The organism is Snodgrassella sp. B3837, from assembly GCF_026535955.1.
Taxonomy (GTDB): Bacteria; Pseudomonadota; Gammaproteobacteria; order Burkholderiales; family Neisseriaceae; genus Snodgrassella; species Snodgrassella alvi_E.
Map to the genome: position 1 here is coordinate 299,996 of NZ_JAFNPI010000006.1, position 14,816 is coordinate 314,811.

Genomic DNA, 14,816 nt, shown 5'->3' on the forward strand with positions numbered 1-14,816 from the left:
ATAATTTTTATGCGCTACTTCAAAGCTTCGTTGCTCTCGGCTTTTTCGGATGCCGCTGGGTCTGACCGGCCAGCGGCAATCGATTTTGACCGAAGTGATTCCATACTTGTTAAAATTGACTGATAATCTTCAGATGCCAGATTATTAAAAAGAAATTCAACACTTAGATTTTCTGGTTCTATACCTGGCACTTGCAACTGTTGCGCCCAATAAGCCAGAGTAGTAATAATCGCTTTTTCTGCATCTGGAACATCAGTGATTAAACCAGTATCCTCCAATAATTCCAGTGCCTTAAGTTCATCGGCCAAAGTCAATGGCTTAACAGTATAATCAAAATACATCTGCTGATTGTATTCCAGACCATAAACCAGTTTTCCAGTCTCTTTTAACATTATTCAATCACTTTATCCAATGCAAACATTTCAATATCACGACGTGCTTCATTTTCTACACTGTATTCTTCCGAGCATTTTGTACTGGTACAGCCAATATAACTAATGCGAGCTTCATCAGCATTACGCGGATAAATAGTAATTTTGGCGTTAGTAATATTGTCCCAATCAATGCCACTTTCATCCAAAGGAATAGCCGCACTAACACTCATGGTATATTCAGTCACACCATCCGCATAACCACGAACCTTACCGGATTTATTCATGGTTTTTACCACCTTGCGTCCGGTAGTTACTTCCGGCTTAAAGCTGATAATTTCCACTTCTCGTCCGTTTACTTCCATAATTACCGCACCTGCATATTTAGCACCTGTTTTATTTGCCATATAATTTCCTTTATATTTAATAAGGTGTTAATAAAAAATTAACACCTTTAATAATTAATTTATAAATACAGATCCACGCGTGCAGCCAATACATGCAATCCATTAACTACATCAGCCGGTATCACTGCATCCAAACGATTTGGGTCGCTGGGATTACGCTGTACAATCAATTTTTCTTTATTTTCCATTACCTGTTCCAGAATTTCTGCGCTTTCACATTGATTTAAAACATCCAGAATTTCGGAACGGACTTTTAAAGGTGTACGTTCAGACAGTTTTTCTCGTGGAAAACGTAAAGCTATGCGTTGATTAATCGCATCTCGAACATAATCAAGAGTACGGATAGTAGTAATATCCAACAATGCCGGATCATCAGTACCAGTTGCATTTTTTACATATGTTGAGACTGCTCGCATAATCTGTACGCGGTTAGATACAATATGCAACGGTGAAAGACCATTGTATAAAGCACTATTAAACTCAGCAAATAAAGGCCAGCTGGCATCAGACGTAATACTTAGACCTTTTATTTCAAGAGTATTTAATGGGCGGGCGGGATCAGTTTCACTGGCAATTACAGCCGCATAGCCTGCAGCAATAATGGCATTACCTTCTACAGCATTTTTATACCATGCTATAGTAATACGTCCACTGTTGATGTTATTAGCAAAAGTTGTTCCCGTACTTAGGGTACCTCGCCAGCCCATTACACCTATACAGCCGCGCTTTTCAATTGCATTTGATACCAGATCTATATGATCCGATAATTTTTTAGCATTCAGACTATCAGTAAATGCATTACAAATAATCTGATAATGCTTACCGGCTACTCTCTGCAGAGCAGCACTGATATCGGGATTAAGCTGTCCACCTTCAAATGGTTTGATATCCAGCACTACACTGCTGGCGCTGGATGTGTCTGTATTAAATGAAGCCGACAAAGTAATTTCGTTACCAATCAAACCTTTATTTTTAGCGGTTAACTGAATTTTATCGCTTACAACCTCTGCTGTAGCTAATGTGTTTACTTGGTTAATTATATTTGCCAGCTGGTTATAAACTTCTGCGTTAGTATCACCATTATTGACTGTCAGCTGACATTCCGTGCCGCCGATATTAATCGTAAGGATACCTGAGTTAGCACCTGGATCTGCAATCGTAATGGCTATGCTGGCTTTAGCAGCAATACTTTGTTCAGCATCATTTACACCAATAATAGTTAAATCCAAATAAGGATTATTAGTAAATGCCTGTTTGACACAATAATGAGCCCATGACCCCTCACCAAAGAGATTAGCAGCATCGGCGTCACTAAATAATTGTACGGGTGCTAATGCCGGCTGTCTGCCTGTTGGTAGCATAGGTGCAATCAGCAGCATCTTCTGCGGATTAGCGGGCAATCCTCTTACTGCTGTCCGGGTATTGAATTCAATATACCGTCCTGGTACACGAATATCATTTCGCACAGTATCAAACTGGATATTTTCTATCATTCATTCACTCCTGTTTTATTTTCTTCGAAATTTTCAGTTATCATTATCAGATCGCCATCAGCCACCAAACGACGGTAGTAGAGAGTGTCCGGTACGTTAACCAATTGAGTTGTTATATAAGAATTAACGCGTTTTTCTTTTGGTACGCGCAAACCATCTGCTGCTTTAACCTTCATCTTCTTTCTCATGAATAGTTAGAACTTAATCCTGCCAAACTTAATTTTCTATTTCTTCTATATTCACCGTCAGTGAAGTAAATGGAGCATGTGGTTCGGAATGACTACCATTAAATTTACTAAATAAATAGTCAGGATTACTTACATCGTTGGTATATTCGGGATATTGATCACTTTCCAGCCCATAGATATCAAAACCTGCCTCAAATTCAATGGCATAAATATTCAAATCTTTACTATTGGCATCAGGAGGATTAAAAAAAACCGGACGAACCGATTTGGGCTGCAAACCTAAACTATTTAAGTGTTCATTTAATCTCTGTCCACTCAGCAGACGTAATACGGCATAAATTAAGTCATTGATATTGGTATTCTGCAAAGATTCTGAATCATTAATCTCATTATTTACACAAACTACATAAAAATTAGCTATTAATTCGAAACGTTGGCGTTCAGAACTCTTTATTTTTATATGTGCTTGATTAAGAGTTAATAACACAGCTGGTTTTTTTTCTTTGTTGGTGAACGCATCTCTATTTTCAAGCCCACCAAAAAAAACTTCTATATCTGTGACTAATGATCCCAACCCCTGATGTAATCGCTCAATAATTGCATTTTGGATTTGATTAAGCACAATAAATACATTTCTCCTTTCTTTTTATATATATTTATCATAAATATTATGTATTACATTCACTTAACTATCGAATTAAATATTAAATATCATGTTTCTTTTAGTACAAAAAACAATTCTTGTATTTCACACTTCATATACATAATTCATCAATATCTTCTCGAAAGAGATATAACTTCACGTAATTATCCTGCAGTCAGTCAAAGATATGATTAAAACAACACAAAATGCTTAATCATATTTATGAAGCATTACTCAATGAATAAAATTTTAATATACGTTTGGTTCAACAAAATTTGCGTGTTTATTCAATTTTTTAATACAAATAACCACAGTGACCCATTAATAATTTAGTCAATATCGGCTACAGTAGTAATTTTATATAGCAATTTAAATTCAAATATTTTTTGAACTATGTCACTCACTCGCACTAATCTTGATTAGTTTCTATAACACTATTTTTATTTTCTTTATCTTGTATTTTCCATTAGTGCATTTATTAGTATAGACTTATCACTCAATTTAGTGAGATTCATTGATTTAACTTGGAAATAAAAACAAATTCAGTACAAAAAGCTATACGAAATAAATACATTTAAATAATATAACAATATCATATTAAACATATATAAAAAAAAGCCGCATAAGCAGCTTTTATATAGAAACTGGCGGAGAGGAAGGGATTCGAACCCTCGATACGCTATTCACGTATACACGCTTTCCAGGCGTGCGACTTCAACCACTCATCCACCTCTCCAAGAAATGGAAGTGGGCGCATTATAACGAGCGGACCTCATTCTGGCAAGAACTTCAGGCAATAGACCTATAGAATTAACGACAGTAATCCAGCAGCAATCAAAGGTCCCACCGGCACTCCACGTAAGAAAGCCACTCCAATAATCGTACCAATCATCAAACCTGTCACAATGGTGGGATTCATTTGCATTAGTTGTACCCCACGGCCACCCAGCCACGCAACGACAATGCCTACTACTACAGCAGCAATGGTTTTCCAGCTACTGGCCAAGGCCGCAATCTGCGCAGGCTGCACCTTACCTGTAATCAGCGGTGCCAATACACCGATCATCAGCAGCATAATTCCAAGCTGCAGCCCATATTTTTCTAATAGCGGTGCATATTTCAATAACGGTGTCTGCTGCACCAGTAGGATAATCAATGCAGAAATCGTTACTGAAGGATTATGTCCGAAAATACCCAACGCCACAAACAACAGTAGCAACAAAGCATTTGCATTACTTGCCCAAAAAGACATATCCATCCCTTAATTAAAGCTTACAGATTCCAAAATATTATGTACCACATTTAATCTGATAAAGTAAATCGGTACAAATGGTTAAACAATAAACTATAATTTATACTAGAGCAAATTCAATCTTTTTTTACGGCAGCTGTTTCGATTTCATGCGGATTCAGACGCGGGTTGTCTTCCTGTCCGAGCCCAACCAATCTACGCAGACGCGTCATATAAGCATTCACATCCAGCCCTTGCCCATAACGCTGTGCCAGCCAGAGGGTTTCCGCCAATGCTTCTATCATATCGTGCTCGGCTTTGACCCAGTCACCTGCATATTTTTTACATAACTGCTGATGAATGGCAGCAATACCAAATGGCTGATTAATCGCAACCTGCTCCTGTACTGACAAATGTAATGACAGATGCAAAAAAGGGTTAGTCTCCCCTTCTTCCGGCCGCCATGTACGGTTAAGGTATTGTTCGACATTTTCTAAATAAGGCGCATATTCGCTATGTGCGTCAATAATCCGTAACGCTTTCTGCTGTAAAGCATCTAACAGATGCGGCTGCTGACGCTTCTGCCAGACATCTGAAAAAAAATGACGTACATCATCAGTATTGACATCGTACATATTAACCAAGATTTCAAATTGAACCTGTAGATTATAAATCAATACGTTTGGCAACGATATTGCATCAACAGACTTACATTCTGCACTAATTGTATATATGCAAATTAATAAAGATAATTTAATATTTTAATCCAGCAGCCAACTTAGTTAGCATATAGCAATTCAGAATAAGTTTGCATATATCTCAAATAAACGTATAATTGACAAACAATCTGGGGGCGACCTTGGTTTCGACGGGGGTTGCAAAGCAGATGCGTGCATACCGGGGTCTCAGATTCCCGTTAAACCCTGAATTTATATAGTCGCAAACGACGAAACTTACGCTTTAGCCGCTTAAGGCTAAACGTTGCAACGGTTCGCCAATGGGCCGTGTGAGGCAACTCACCGCAACGACATTTACATTGGCTGGTTTAATGTCGTGTTGTCTGGCATTAAACAAGATTTATGGCAACTGGTTTACAAACAGCCTGTCTGTCGGCGGTTTGTGAATAAGATTCGAAGTTGGCAAGACTAAGTATGTAGATCGCTCTGTAGAGGACTTTCGGACGGGGGTTCGATTCCCCCCGCCTCCACCAACTCTACAGTATTTCTCTTTTAAAACTATTTAATTCATTTCCATATCACCTGATTTTCAATCTGATTTTATTAAACTGTATTTAAATTTGTTTCCCTAGAACGCAAAAAAGCTCCCATTTAGGGAACTTATCTATTCAGCTGTTTAAGGTCAAGCATACCTGTAATTTGAATTTATTATAGCATTTATTATGTATAAGTCAATAAAATATTTTTAACCAATTGAAATAAATATATATATTTAAATTTTCTTCATTAGATTATTATATTTTCATCCAGCCAGACTTAATTCTGAAACAATTTACTCAAACAGATTTTATCATTCGTTTTTAAATGTTGATGAGATAAATATCAAGCCATTCTTATATAAATTAAGTAAATTTTTCCGATTATCATTCGAGTAATAAATTTTGGAGGCAGATATTTAGCTTCTTAGAATCATCTGACTAATAGAATTGATTATATTTCTCAACCATGAATGATTGCTATATTCTTTTGTATTATCTCAGAGTCAAATTTTAGTCTGATCGCAGTATAATGATGAAATTATATAGACTATCCATTTTGTGACAAATTTAATAAATGTATTGATTACCAATAAATAATGACAACAACACAACAATTCCATTAGTGCTATTCAGTGGAGTTATACCTCAAAATGAGGATAGTCTTTGCTAGTTTTCCAATCCCCACCCCAGACAATTTTTACATTTAGTTCTGCTGCTGCTTGCTTCATTGCCAAAGCAATGGTGTGGAATTTATGCAAATCGTTCCAGTCTACTGGATACGGTACCAGATCAATTGCCTTACCAGTAACATGTTTACTGGCAAACGGATTATTTAACCAGGTAACTTTACTTACGGCTGGCTGTGCATATTTTGCTGGCACACCTTTTAGTGTACATTGCTGCTCAGTGCGGCCTTTACCATAATTAATGCAACATTGTTCTCGTGTGCGTAGGCCTTCTGTTACCATAAAATCTTGAGTGGTCAGTTCTATTGCCCTTTTTACCACTTTAACTAAACCGTTATCTACCCCATATAGTCGCTGCAATGAGCGATTACTTAATTTATACATTTTTAATATCCAAAAAAAGCAGCCTTTCGGCTGCTGATACTCATTTATAATTATTATTTTGTTGTATCATCGTGACCAACAAATTGTTCTGCTTTTCTACTTACAATATCAATAATGCGCTTTGCCAGTCCTGGCGCGGCAGCTTTGAAGGCATCAAGAAAGGATGTTGTAGACATACCTGCAAATACTCCTACACCAGCAAAAAGCCAGGGGCGGTTTGGCGGAAAAAAGTAATCGGTCACTGCTGCTGCAAATATCATTCCCAGTAATACAAACAGTATGGTCATAAACCAACCGTAGCGTTTATAATCTGTGACCAATAAAGAACCAGCCAGCCCGCCTATCAGCGCAAATAAAATACAGACGGAAAAAGCATTTTTTATCAACTCCATACTTTATCGTCCCTTGTGTTTCAAATCTTCAACCCGTTTTGTGTAGTTGATCTGATTACGTCCGGCTAGCGCACACACAACAGCTAATACCGGATAAGTTGTCATTCCGGTGGTCAGTGGTGGATACGAAGCCCAAAACGTAGCCGATATGACTGCCCATATCAGTGCGGATAAAATCAGTAAATAACCACAAAGCACGTTGCAACGATTAGATTTAAATATGGTTACAAGCAATTGCAATACGGCCATACCAATCAACAGTACCGAAAGAGTCAACGGATGTAATAACAAAAAGCCTTTATACAGTTTGAGATTAAAAACCTCGCTACCGCCCAGCAGAAATATGCCGGCAAAACCGATCATAATCAGTGCGCTGGTTACGGTAATAACGCGTGTACCTGTATGAAACAACCATTTTTGTAATTTATCCGGCAAAAATCTTAAATCCAGCAGTGAATAAAGTAACTGTAATACCATTTCCACATTTTTCATAAATCAACCATCAAATCCTCAGAAAACAAAAAAACCGGCAAATGCCGGTTTTTGTACCCATTAATAATAAAATTTTCATATTTAATTTATTGTATAAATATTTGTTTTGTTTTTTCAATATTTCTCCTTCTGTAATTTAGTCATTAATTCAAGATTTTCTACCAGTTTCATCAAATGAAAACTGTTTACCATCATATTCTGTGCAAAGCAGTGTGTAAGTTTCGTTTAGTACCAAACTCTTGGGAAGATTACATCAGCTTAGCCAGATGCTTGCGCGCAGATTCTTTAATTTCTGATTCGGGCATTTTGTCAAATAAGGGTAGAAAAGCCTTATAGCAGTTATTAAAGACATGCTCTATTTCATAAGCATATTTATGGACCTGATTTTCGTATTTGCTGCCAAAAATATGCAATGCTGGCAGTAAATGCTCAAACATAAGTCGCATATTCTGTGAGCATACAAATGATTCATATAGATTATCTAGTTGAGCAGGTGGTACCATGATGTCTGTAAAACCACTGTTATCTGGTTGTGCATTACCGAGACTAACTTTTTTAACAGCTACGCGGCTGAGTAGACACAGCACTTCACTAAATTTGGATGCGGGTACATGCTCGTAGCTGACACCATAGCGGGTTTGTACTGCCTGCCATAATGTCATGGCCAGTTCTGCCTGTTTTTCTTTGGCAACGGATAATACAAGTTGCCGATGCAGTGCTTTTATCACAGCAATCTGGTCACGTTGTAAGCCGGATTTATTTTTGTCTACTGGTTGTGGACAGCACGGCTTTTTTAACGTACGTGGTTTACGCCAGTAAGCCTGTATAGCTTCTGCACACTCGCTCTGATAAATTACTACGGTGTCTTTAAGGCTATCTTTCACTTTTTTGGGATTGATGCTCTGCAACCAGTTACTTAGCTTTTTTAATGGAATTGCTAATATTTTTTTGGTGCCATTTTTAATTGGAATGGATAAAAATCCACAACCATACTTTTGATAACAGCCTCTGAGTTTTCGATGCTGGGTAGACCAGTCCAGACCGATTCCGCTGACTACAGATTTCATGCACACGTAAACTGTATTCTTGATTTTGACTGTAGCCAGACTACTCCCATTAAAAGAAACAAATGTGATACTATTATTCATTCAAAACTCCTTAATTTGAACTTGGGATTTTGTTTACTTAATACCTCAAAGGTGGCAGCCTTTGAGGTATTTCCTTTTAAGTTGCTATACTAATTAAATATATTTAATTTTTTTTATTTTCACCTTGTATTAGTTTATTGTTAATTTAAGTTTAAATAACTTAAAACTACTTTGGGTTAAACTTAATGACAGTTTTGACTCAATATAAATTCAGGTAATATACCTCTTACGGTTATTAAATATAGCCATTTATGGCTATATTAAAATCTATAAAAGATAATTACAAGCATTTAATGGCTATTTTTAACCATTCTTTGTCATTTTTCGATTAAATTTTTATTTATTAATATCTTATGTTTTTACCATGAAATTTGCCATTCAACTTAAAGCTGCCAGATTGGCTGCTGGGCTTTCTCAAAAAGAGCTTGCCTTTAAAACTGGCATTACGCCTTCTCTAATTTCCCGTTACGAACTGGGTAAAGTTGCGCCCAGATTAGAAACGGTTAACCGGATTATGCAAATCCTTAATTTTCAGCCCAGTGAAAGCATATCGGAAGGCCTGTTTAATGATGATGCTTTTATTCCGATTCCTCCTCTGCCATCTCAAAATACCCATTCAGAAACTTCTCAACTTAATCTGTACCGAGAGGATATCAAGCTAAATAATTTGCAGGTAGACAATCTGGTTAGTATCACCATGAGTGGTGATTCGATGCATACTTTGTTAAATGATGGTGACAAGCTCGTTGTGGATGTTTCAAAAAAAATACCTGTAGACGGTAAGATTTATGCATTTAATCAGGGTAGTCTGCTCAGAATCAGGATACTGCAAAACTTACCTAATGAGCGGGTAAGAATGAAAAGTTATAATAATCATGAATACCCAGATGAAACTGTTGGATTAAATCAGATAGAAATTATTGGACAAATTGTATACAAAGCCGGTTTTATATAAATGTTCCCAGATTCAGCTTTTGCTACTCGCAATATTCAGTTTTTTTGTTTGTGTACAGCCGAATACGCTATCAAGTATTCGGCTGGTATCGTAAATACAGTAGTTGAGTTTTGTAATATACATATCAATCATTTTAAGAGAATAATGAGATGATTTTTACGTTTGTTATTTAACTGATGAGATTAATTTAACATAGTCAGATTCCAAGCCATTTTATCTGAAATCTGACCAATTACGAATTTTCCTGACCATTTTTATTCTTCCTGTTTCAATTAAAGATATTTTTTGGTAGTTTTTGCCTGAATAAGTTCATTTATGGTGTATGATTTTATATGCTTAACAACTCAGATACTGTTGTTAATATAAGCTCATGTCTGCTTTGTTAAATATTATTAGTTATGGTCTGGTTGACCACATCTTCACTGCCTATAAAGGTATAAAAAAACGGATTTCTGTACGCAAAATCCGTGCTGATGATAAATCTCTTATTTTTGTTACTTATGCGCTGCCATAATTTAACCGGTTTCGTAATCACCAGATGCAAAAAAGCTCCCTTGCGGGAACTTTATCAAACAGCTGTTTAAGGTGAAGCATACCTGTAATGTATAATTTATTATAAGCTGTGATGTGATTATGTCAAGTATTATAGCGAAAATATTTTTCAAATTGTGGCTGAAGTTTCATTTCCTGCCAAAAGCGCCATAAGCTTTGTTCTATTGCTTGATTCCATTCTTTGCTGGAGTAGCGTCGGCGCTGGTTGCGTTTAACGGAGTTTTGATTCTGGCGTTTATATAAAGGGCTTAGTTTGCAATATTTACTAGACAGAGTGGCAAAGGCTTCGCGGTCTTTGTAAAACAGGTTGCCCATAGTGTTTTTTACCATGTCATACACTTCGGGCTGATAGGTAGGATAAAAAGCTTGCTGAGTGCTTTTATTAGGTGCTTCTGGCTGATATTTCCATTCTATACTTCGGCAATGTCCCTTTTTGATGCTATCTTTCATGCAGTACTCATACGCGCGCAGTACTTTTTCTGCAAGATCAATTTCTGATTTATAGTCTGTCATAGATTCACCTTGTGTAAGTGATGTGCCAAAACCATTAGGCGATACTTAATTAATGTATGGTTTAAGGAAAACCAGTTATTTGCTTTTTTTAAGTTGCTCGCCATATTATGAGATAAATGTTTATTTTTAAATTTTCTTTTGAATCATATTTTTAAAATTTCAGAGTTTCTAAAATTTGAAATCAATCCTTTGACTGAATACTAAATCACTATGTGAAGATTATTTTCTAACACCTTATTAATTATCGATAATAATTAACAAAATACTTTATTTCGTTTTAATACGAATATAATATTAAGCTAATATCTAATAGAATGCAAATCATTGCCTAATTATAATAAGTCTAAATAAGATTAGGTAAACACTAAGGATAGTTATGTACACTGGTAAACAATTAGGTGATGCAATTAAAACTGCGATTGAGCTAAAGGGTGTGCGAAAAGCTGATGTGGCGCGCGCTTTTGCGATAAAACCGCCCTCGGTAACGAGCTGGATACAGACTGGGCGGGTTGATAAAGCTCATATTGATAAGTTGGTATCCTATTTTGCCGATGTTGTGAAGCCGGAACATTTTGGAATCGGTGCATTTGAAGATAATGAAGTTTTGTTTAATGGCTTTAAAGTACCACTGTTGTCATGGATAGATGCATCTAAGCAGCTGGATAGAAAAACCTTACTGGTTGCCAGTAATATTTGGGTACCTGCTTTGCGCAAGCCCAGTGCGCAGGCGTTTGCATTGGAAATCAAGGGCGACAGTATGGAACCAGAGTTTACGGCAGGCGACAAAATTGTAGTAGAACCAGAGCTGCCGGTACAACATGGCAATTTTGTGGTAGTGCGCGAAAGTGGTAATGAGGCGATGTTTAAACAATATGTAAGTGAGGGTAATCGCCATTATCTGAAGCCGCTGAATAATCGCTACCCGATTATCGAGATGTCGAATCAGTTCCATATTTGCGGCATTGTGACTGAAAAATTTAAAATTTATATTTAAGATGTTACACAAGAATCTTACAGGCAAGTTGAGAGAAACTGAAGAGTGACAACGCTGACTGGATCTAATAGACATTTTTTGTGGATTACGCATTAAGAATGCGATGATTTCTAGCCCATTATGCTAGATAAGCCTGTGGTAAATCAATTTTTTAAGTGGATTTATTTTTGCTACGGTTTGGCTGTCATAAATTTAAGGCAATACTGAATATCAGTATTGCCTTAAATTGTTCTAAGCAATTGTTTAATAACGTCTGCTTCTGACCAATTGGGCTTGGCGTTTTAGGTACACTAATGCGCCAAATCCACTCCAGATATGTACTAGCCGAGTGAATGGAAAGATAACAAATACGCTCATGCCCATAAATAGGTGAAGTTTGAAAATCGGATGAGTATGAGCAATGATGTCAGCTGCTCCGCTGCGGAAAGTGACAATATGTTGCGCCCATTGCATCAGGCTAATCATTTCTTCCCCATCCAGATGGTGCGCGGAAACGTGAATGGTTCCTAGCCCAAGACACAGGGTAATAAGTAGCCAAATTAATACCAATTTATCGCGCCATGTACTGTTGGCGAGTAAACGTGCACTGCTGAAACGTCGATAAATCAGCATCATCAGACCGATTAAAGCCAGTGTTCCCATGATGCCACCGGCAATCATGGCTGTAAGCTGCTTAGCTTCATGGCTGATGCCCAGTGTGTCCCAAACAGCAACTGGTGTCAGTAATCCGATCAAATGGCCAAAAAACAAACCCAGTACGCCAATGTGAAATAGGATATTACCCATGCGCAGTAGGCGCGGATATAGTAGCTGGCTGGATTCGGATTTCCACGAATACTGGTTGGTATCAAATCGAATCAGGCTGCCCAGAAAAAAGATACTGGCGGCAATGTAGGGAAAAATGCCGAATATGAATTGATTAAGATAATACATGCTGTCTCCCGGCTTAGCTGAGTTTTTTCTGGCGGAAAAATTGCACTTCCTGTACGGATGGCTGGTTTAACAGAGGTTCGAGTCCTTCTGCGGTGGGACCAAATTTTTCCAGGGCTTCATCCATATTACGTACCGGTGCTGCCTTTAATGGCTGCGGTTTTACTGGCGACAAGGCCACTACTGCATCCATTACCGGCGCATAAATGGACTGGCTTTTATGCAGATTGGCCGCAATGTATGCAATGACATGCACGGCATCAGCTAGCAATTGCTGCGCCTGCTGACTATCTATGCCGGATAGAAACTCCAGAAATAAGGGCAGATAATCCGGCAGTTCGTTATTTTCTGGTTCCAGACCATGTGCCTGATATTCTGCTAGCAAGTCAACCATTGCCTGCCCACGTGCTTTGTCTTCACCATGCAGATGTTCAAACAGATGCAGGGCATGATTGCGGTTGCGGTCGAAAGTATCAACATACACTTCCTGAAGGCTGATTTCATCGTATGCACGCAAATGATTAAAAAATGGTTCCAGCGCTGCGGACTGTTCCAGTGCAGCATACTGGTTGACAGCTGTATGCAGTTCTTCAATATGGCTCAGCCATTGTTGCCGCGGATAGCTCAGTAAAATGGATAATATCTTATACATTTTCTGTTTCCTTATACTGACTGGCGTTCGTTTTTCTTGCGCAGACCATGAAATACTATCGGTGCAGCTTTACGAGTACCAAACAAGCTCTCTTTGCTATGGCCATTGTGGCAGCCATCACCAAAGGTGAAGCCACATCCAGCTTTTTCTTCAAAGGTATTGCTAACCAGTTCTTTATGAGCGCTGGGGATGACGAAACGGTCTTCATAGTTGGCAATAGCCATAATCTGATACATTTCTTCGATTTGCTGCGCGCTCAGTCGGTGGCCTGACAGCTCCTGCAAAGCCTGTTCAGCAGAATGGATTGTTTTAGTACGCATGTATTTACGCATATCAATCATGGTTTGAAGGGCATTGACAATTGGTTCTGTTTTGCCGGCTGTGAGCAGATTGGCCAGATACTCGAGCGGAATACGCATTTCTCTGAGCTCTGGTATGAGGCCATGCTCACCAATCACTCCAGATTCCAATGCTGACTGAATCGGAGATAATGGTGGTATGTACCATACCATCGGTAAGGTGCGGTATTCTGGATGCAATGGGAACGCTACTTTCCATTCAACGGCCATTTTATATACCGGAGAATTCTGTGCTGCCTGTATCCAGTCGGCAGGAATGCCTTGAGCAAGCGCTTCGCGGGCAATTTCTGGATCGTTTGGATCAAGGAAAACATCAAGTTGCTGTTCGTATAAATCCTGAGGATTTTCTACTGCGGCGCTGGAGCTGATACGGTCGGCATCATACAGCATTACCCCTAAATAACGGATACGGCCAACACAGGTTTCCGAACAAATAGTAGGTTGACCACCTTCAATACGTGGATAGCAGAAAATGCATTTTTCAGCTTTACCTGACACCCAATTGTAGTAAATTTTCTTGTATGGACAGCCGGAAACGCACATGCGCCAGCCTCGACATTTGTCCTGATCTATCAGTACGATGCCATCTTCTTCTCGCTTATAAATGGAGCCGGAAGGACAGCTGGCCACGCAGGCTGGATTAAGACAATGCTCACACAGGCGTGGCAGATACATCATAAAGGTGTTTTCAAAAGCGGCATAAATGTCCTTCTGAATGCCATCAAACAGTTTGTCCTTTGAGCGTTTGGCAAATTCACCGCCCAGATCATCTTCCCAGTTTGGCCCCCATTCGATTTTGTCCATCTTTTTGCCAGTTAATACCGAAACCGGCCGTGCTGTTGGCGGGGTTTGCATCAGAGGAGCAGCTTGCAAATGCTCGTAATCATAGGTGAACGGTTCATAGTACTGGTCGATGGCCGGCATATTTGGATTAGCAAATATATTTGCCAGTATTTTTAGGCGATTACCCTGCTTTAGCTTAAGTTTACCAGTACGTTCGCGCACCCAGCCGCCTTTATATTGCTCCTGATCTTCCCAGTTTTTTGGATAACCAATACCGGGCTTGGTTTCGACGTTGTTAAACCAAGCGTATTCCACACCATCACGGCTGGTCCAGACGTTTTTGCAAGTCACGGAACAGGTATGGCAACCGATGCATTTGTCCAGATTCAGCACCATGCCGATTTGTGCACGTATTTTCATAATTTGT

At 38.5% G+C, this 14,816-nt stretch carries 17 protein-coding genes, 1 tRNA gene and 1 other RNA gene; 3 read left to right on the forward strand and 16 right to left on the reverse strand.

Features of this window, described 5'->3' with window-relative positions:
• Positions 1-14: 14 nt before the first annotated feature.
• The 8 genes from J3U67_RS02380 to J3U67_RS02415 all read right to left on the reverse strand — a co-directional run bounded on the left by J3U67_RS02380 (position 15) and on the right by J3U67_RS02415 (position 4,968).
• The gene (locus J3U67_RS02380; RefSeq protein WP_100152456.1) at positions 15-392 is read right to left on the reverse strand and encodes a hypothetical protein; all 378 of its coding nucleotides are present in this window, start codon (positions 390-392) and stop codon (positions 15-17) included.
• Positions 392-778 (reverse strand): phage tail protein, encoded by a 387-nt coding sequence (locus J3U67_RS02385; RefSeq protein ID WP_100140057.1) that lies wholly within the window; start codon positions 776-778, stop codon positions 392-394. The genes J3U67_RS02380 and J3U67_RS02385 overlap by 1 nt, the downstream gene beginning before the upstream one ends.
• A gap of 59 nt (positions 779-837) precedes the next feature.
• A complete protein-coding gene (locus J3U67_RS02390; RefSeq protein ID WP_267390472.1) occupies positions 838-2,268 on the reverse strand; it encodes a phage tail sheath subtilisin-like domain-containing protein in 1,431 nt (476 codons plus the stop codon).
• Positions 2,268-2,447 carry a DUF2635 domain-containing protein gene (locus tag J3U67_RS02395; RefSeq protein WP_100156897.1) on the reverse strand — a complete coding sequence of 60 codons (180 nt, stop codon included), beginning with the start codon at positions 2,445-2,447 and terminating at the stop codon, positions 2,268-2,270. The genes J3U67_RS02390 and J3U67_RS02395 overlap by 1 nt, the downstream gene beginning before the upstream one ends.
• A gap of 40 nt (positions 2,448-2,487) precedes the next feature.
• Positions 2,488-3,081, reverse strand: a complete 594-nt coding sequence (locus J3U67_RS02400) for a phage protein Gp37 (RefSeq protein ID WP_267390180.1) — start codon at positions 3,079-3,081, stop codon at positions 2,488-2,490.
• Positions 3,082-3,747: 666 nt separating this feature from the next.
• A tRNA-Ser gene (locus J3U67_RS02405) sits at positions 3,748-3,838 on the reverse strand.
• Between the two features lie 66 nt (positions 3,839-3,904).
• Positions 3,905-4,354, reverse strand: a complete 450-nt coding sequence (locus J3U67_RS02410; RefSeq protein ID WP_100156895.1) for a DUF441 domain-containing protein — start codon at positions 4,352-4,354, stop codon at positions 3,905-3,907.
• Positions 4,355-4,470: 116 nt separating this feature from the next.
• Positions 4,471-4,968: a DUF1841 family protein gene (locus J3U67_RS02415; protein ID WP_267390471.1), complete on the reverse strand. Its 498-nt coding sequence runs from the start codon at positions 4,966-4,968 to the stop codon at positions 4,471-4,473.
• Between the two features lie 214 nt (positions 4,969-5,182).
• Here J3U67_RS02415 and ssrA point away from each other — a divergent pair.
• Positions 5,183-5,543: a transfer-messenger RNA gene (gene ssrA, locus J3U67_RS02420) on the forward strand.
• Positions 5,544-6,187: 644 nt separating this feature from the next.
• On the opposite strand, the gene J3U67_RS02425 is transcribed toward ssrA, so the two are convergent.
• The 4 genes from J3U67_RS02425 to J3U67_RS02440 all read right to left on the reverse strand — a co-directional run bounded on the left by J3U67_RS02425 (position 6,188) and on the right by J3U67_RS02440 (position 8,651).
• Positions 6,188-6,619 (reverse strand): M15 family metallopeptidase, encoded by a 432-nt coding sequence (locus J3U67_RS02425; protein ID WP_267390179.1) that lies wholly within the window; start codon positions 6,617-6,619, stop codon positions 6,188-6,190.
• Positions 6,620-6,672: 53 nt separating this feature from the next.
• Positions 6,673-7,011: a hypothetical protein gene (locus tag J3U67_RS02430; protein ID WP_267390178.1), complete on the reverse strand. Its 339-nt coding sequence runs from the start codon at positions 7,009-7,011 to the stop codon at positions 6,673-6,675.
• 3 nt (positions 7,012-7,014) lie between these two features.
• Entirely contained in the window at positions 7,015-7,503 is a 489-nt protein-coding gene (locus J3U67_RS02435) for a hypothetical protein (RefSeq protein WP_100140049.1), read from the reverse strand.
• 248 nt (positions 7,504-7,751) lie between these two features.
• Positions 7,752-8,651, reverse strand: a complete 900-nt coding sequence (locus tag J3U67_RS02440; RefSeq protein ID WP_267390177.1) for a phage antirepressor N-terminal domain-containing protein — start codon at positions 8,649-8,651, stop codon at positions 7,752-7,754.
• Between the two features lie 364 nt (positions 8,652-9,015).
• Between J3U67_RS02440 and J3U67_RS02445 the strand changes: the two genes are divergently transcribed.
• The gene (locus J3U67_RS02445) at positions 9,016-9,606 is read left to right on the forward strand and encodes an XRE family transcriptional regulator (protein WP_267390176.1); all 591 of its coding nucleotides are present in this window, start codon (positions 9,016-9,018) and stop codon (positions 9,604-9,606) included.
• Between the two features lie 636 nt (positions 9,607-10,242).
• Here the strand turns inward: J3U67_RS02445 and J3U67_RS02450 are convergent.
• Positions 10,243-10,671, reverse strand: a complete 429-nt coding sequence (locus J3U67_RS02450; protein WP_267390174.1) for a hypothetical protein — start codon at positions 10,669-10,671, stop codon at positions 10,243-10,245.
• A gap of 376 nt (positions 10,672-11,047) precedes the next feature.
• Here J3U67_RS02450 and J3U67_RS02455 point away from each other — a divergent pair, with 376 nt between their 5' ends.
• Positions 11,048-11,665, forward strand: a complete 618-nt coding sequence (locus J3U67_RS02455; RefSeq protein WP_267390173.1) for a LexA family protein — start codon at positions 11,048-11,050, stop codon at positions 11,663-11,665.
• Between the two features lie 243 nt (positions 11,666-11,908).
• Here J3U67_RS02455 and narI read toward each other — a convergent pair whose 3' ends face one another.
• Genes narI through narH form a run of 3 tightly spaced genes read right to left on the reverse strand, consistent with a single transcriptional unit; the run spans position 11,909 to position 14,809 of the window.
• Positions 11,909-12,598, reverse strand: coding sequence for a respiratory nitrate reductase subunit gamma (gene narI / locus J3U67_RS02460; RefSeq protein ID WP_100140044.1), 690 nt, complete (start codon positions 12,596-12,598; stop codon positions 11,909-11,911).
• Between the two features lie 13 nt (positions 12,599-12,611).
• Positions 12,612-13,247: a nitrate reductase molybdenum cofactor assembly chaperone gene (gene narJ, locus J3U67_RS02465; protein WP_100140043.1), complete on the reverse strand. Its 636-nt coding sequence runs from the start codon at positions 13,245-13,247 to the stop codon at positions 12,612-12,614.
• A gap of 11 nt (positions 13,248-13,258) precedes the next feature.
• A complete protein-coding gene (narH, locus tag J3U67_RS02470) occupies positions 13,259-14,809 on the reverse strand; it encodes a nitrate reductase subunit beta (protein WP_267390170.1) in 1,551 nt (516 codons plus the stop codon).
• Positions 14,810-14,816 lie beyond the last annotated feature (7 nt).

What these genes read in the sequence shown, in the direction of transcription:
- J3U67_RS02440 (WP_267390177.1), bottom strand. Translation starts at nt 8,651, where the DNA reads ATGAATAATAGTATCACATTTGTTTCTTTTAATGGGAGTAGTCTGGCT.
- narJ (WP_100140043.1), bottom strand. Translation starts at nt 13,247, where the DNA reads ATGTATAAGATATTATCCATTTTACTGAGCTATCCGCGGCAACAATGG.
- J3U67_RS02455 (WP_267390173.1), top strand. Translation starts at nt 11,048, where the DNA reads ATGTACACTGGTAAACAATTAGGTGATGCAATTAAAACTGCGATTGAG.
- narH (WP_267390170.1), bottom strand. Translation starts at nt 14,809, where the DNA reads ATGAAAATACGTGCACAAATCGGCATGGTGCTGAATCTGGACAAATGC.
- J3U67_RS02380 (WP_100152456.1), bottom strand. Translation starts at nt 392, where the DNA reads ATGTTAAAAGAGACTGGAAAACTGGTTTATGGTCTGGAATACAATCAG.
- J3U67_RS02445 (WP_267390176.1), top strand. Translation starts at nt 9,016, where the DNA reads ATGAAATTTGCCATTCAACTTAAAGCTGCCAGATTGGCTGCTGGGCTT.
- narI (WP_100140044.1), bottom strand. Translation starts at nt 12,598, where the DNA reads ATGTATTATCTTAATCAATTCATATTCGGCATTTTTCCCTACATTGCC.
- J3U67_RS02435 (WP_100140049.1), bottom strand. Translation starts at nt 7,503, where the DNA reads ATGAAAAATGTGGAAATGGTATTACAGTTACTTTATTCACTGCTGGAT.
- J3U67_RS02425 (WP_267390179.1), bottom strand. Translation starts at nt 6,619, where the DNA reads ATGTATAAATTAAGTAATCGCTCATTGCAGCGACTATATGGGGTAGAT.
- J3U67_RS02430 (WP_267390178.1), bottom strand. Translation starts at nt 7,011, where the DNA reads ATGGAGTTGATAAAAAATGCTTTTTCCGTCTGTATTTTATTTGCGCTG.
- J3U67_RS02385 (WP_100140057.1), bottom strand. Translation starts at nt 778, where the DNA reads ATGGCAAATAAAACAGGTGCTAAATATGCAGGTGCGGTAATTATGGAA.
- J3U67_RS02395 (WP_100156897.1), bottom strand. Translation starts at nt 2,447, where the DNA reads ATGAAGGTTAAAGCAGCAGATGGTTTGCGCGTACCAAAAGAAAAACGC.
- J3U67_RS02450 (WP_267390174.1), bottom strand. Translation starts at nt 10,671, where the DNA reads ATGACAGACTATAAATCAGAAATTGATCTTGCAGAAAAAGTACTGCGC.
- J3U67_RS02415 (WP_267390471.1), bottom strand. Translation starts at nt 4,968, where the DNA reads ATGTACGATGTCAATACTGATGATGTACGTCATTTTTTTTCAGATGTC.
- J3U67_RS02410 (WP_100156895.1), bottom strand. Translation starts at nt 4,354, where the DNA reads ATGTCTTTTTGGGCAAGTAATGCAAATGCTTTGTTGCTACTGTTGTTT.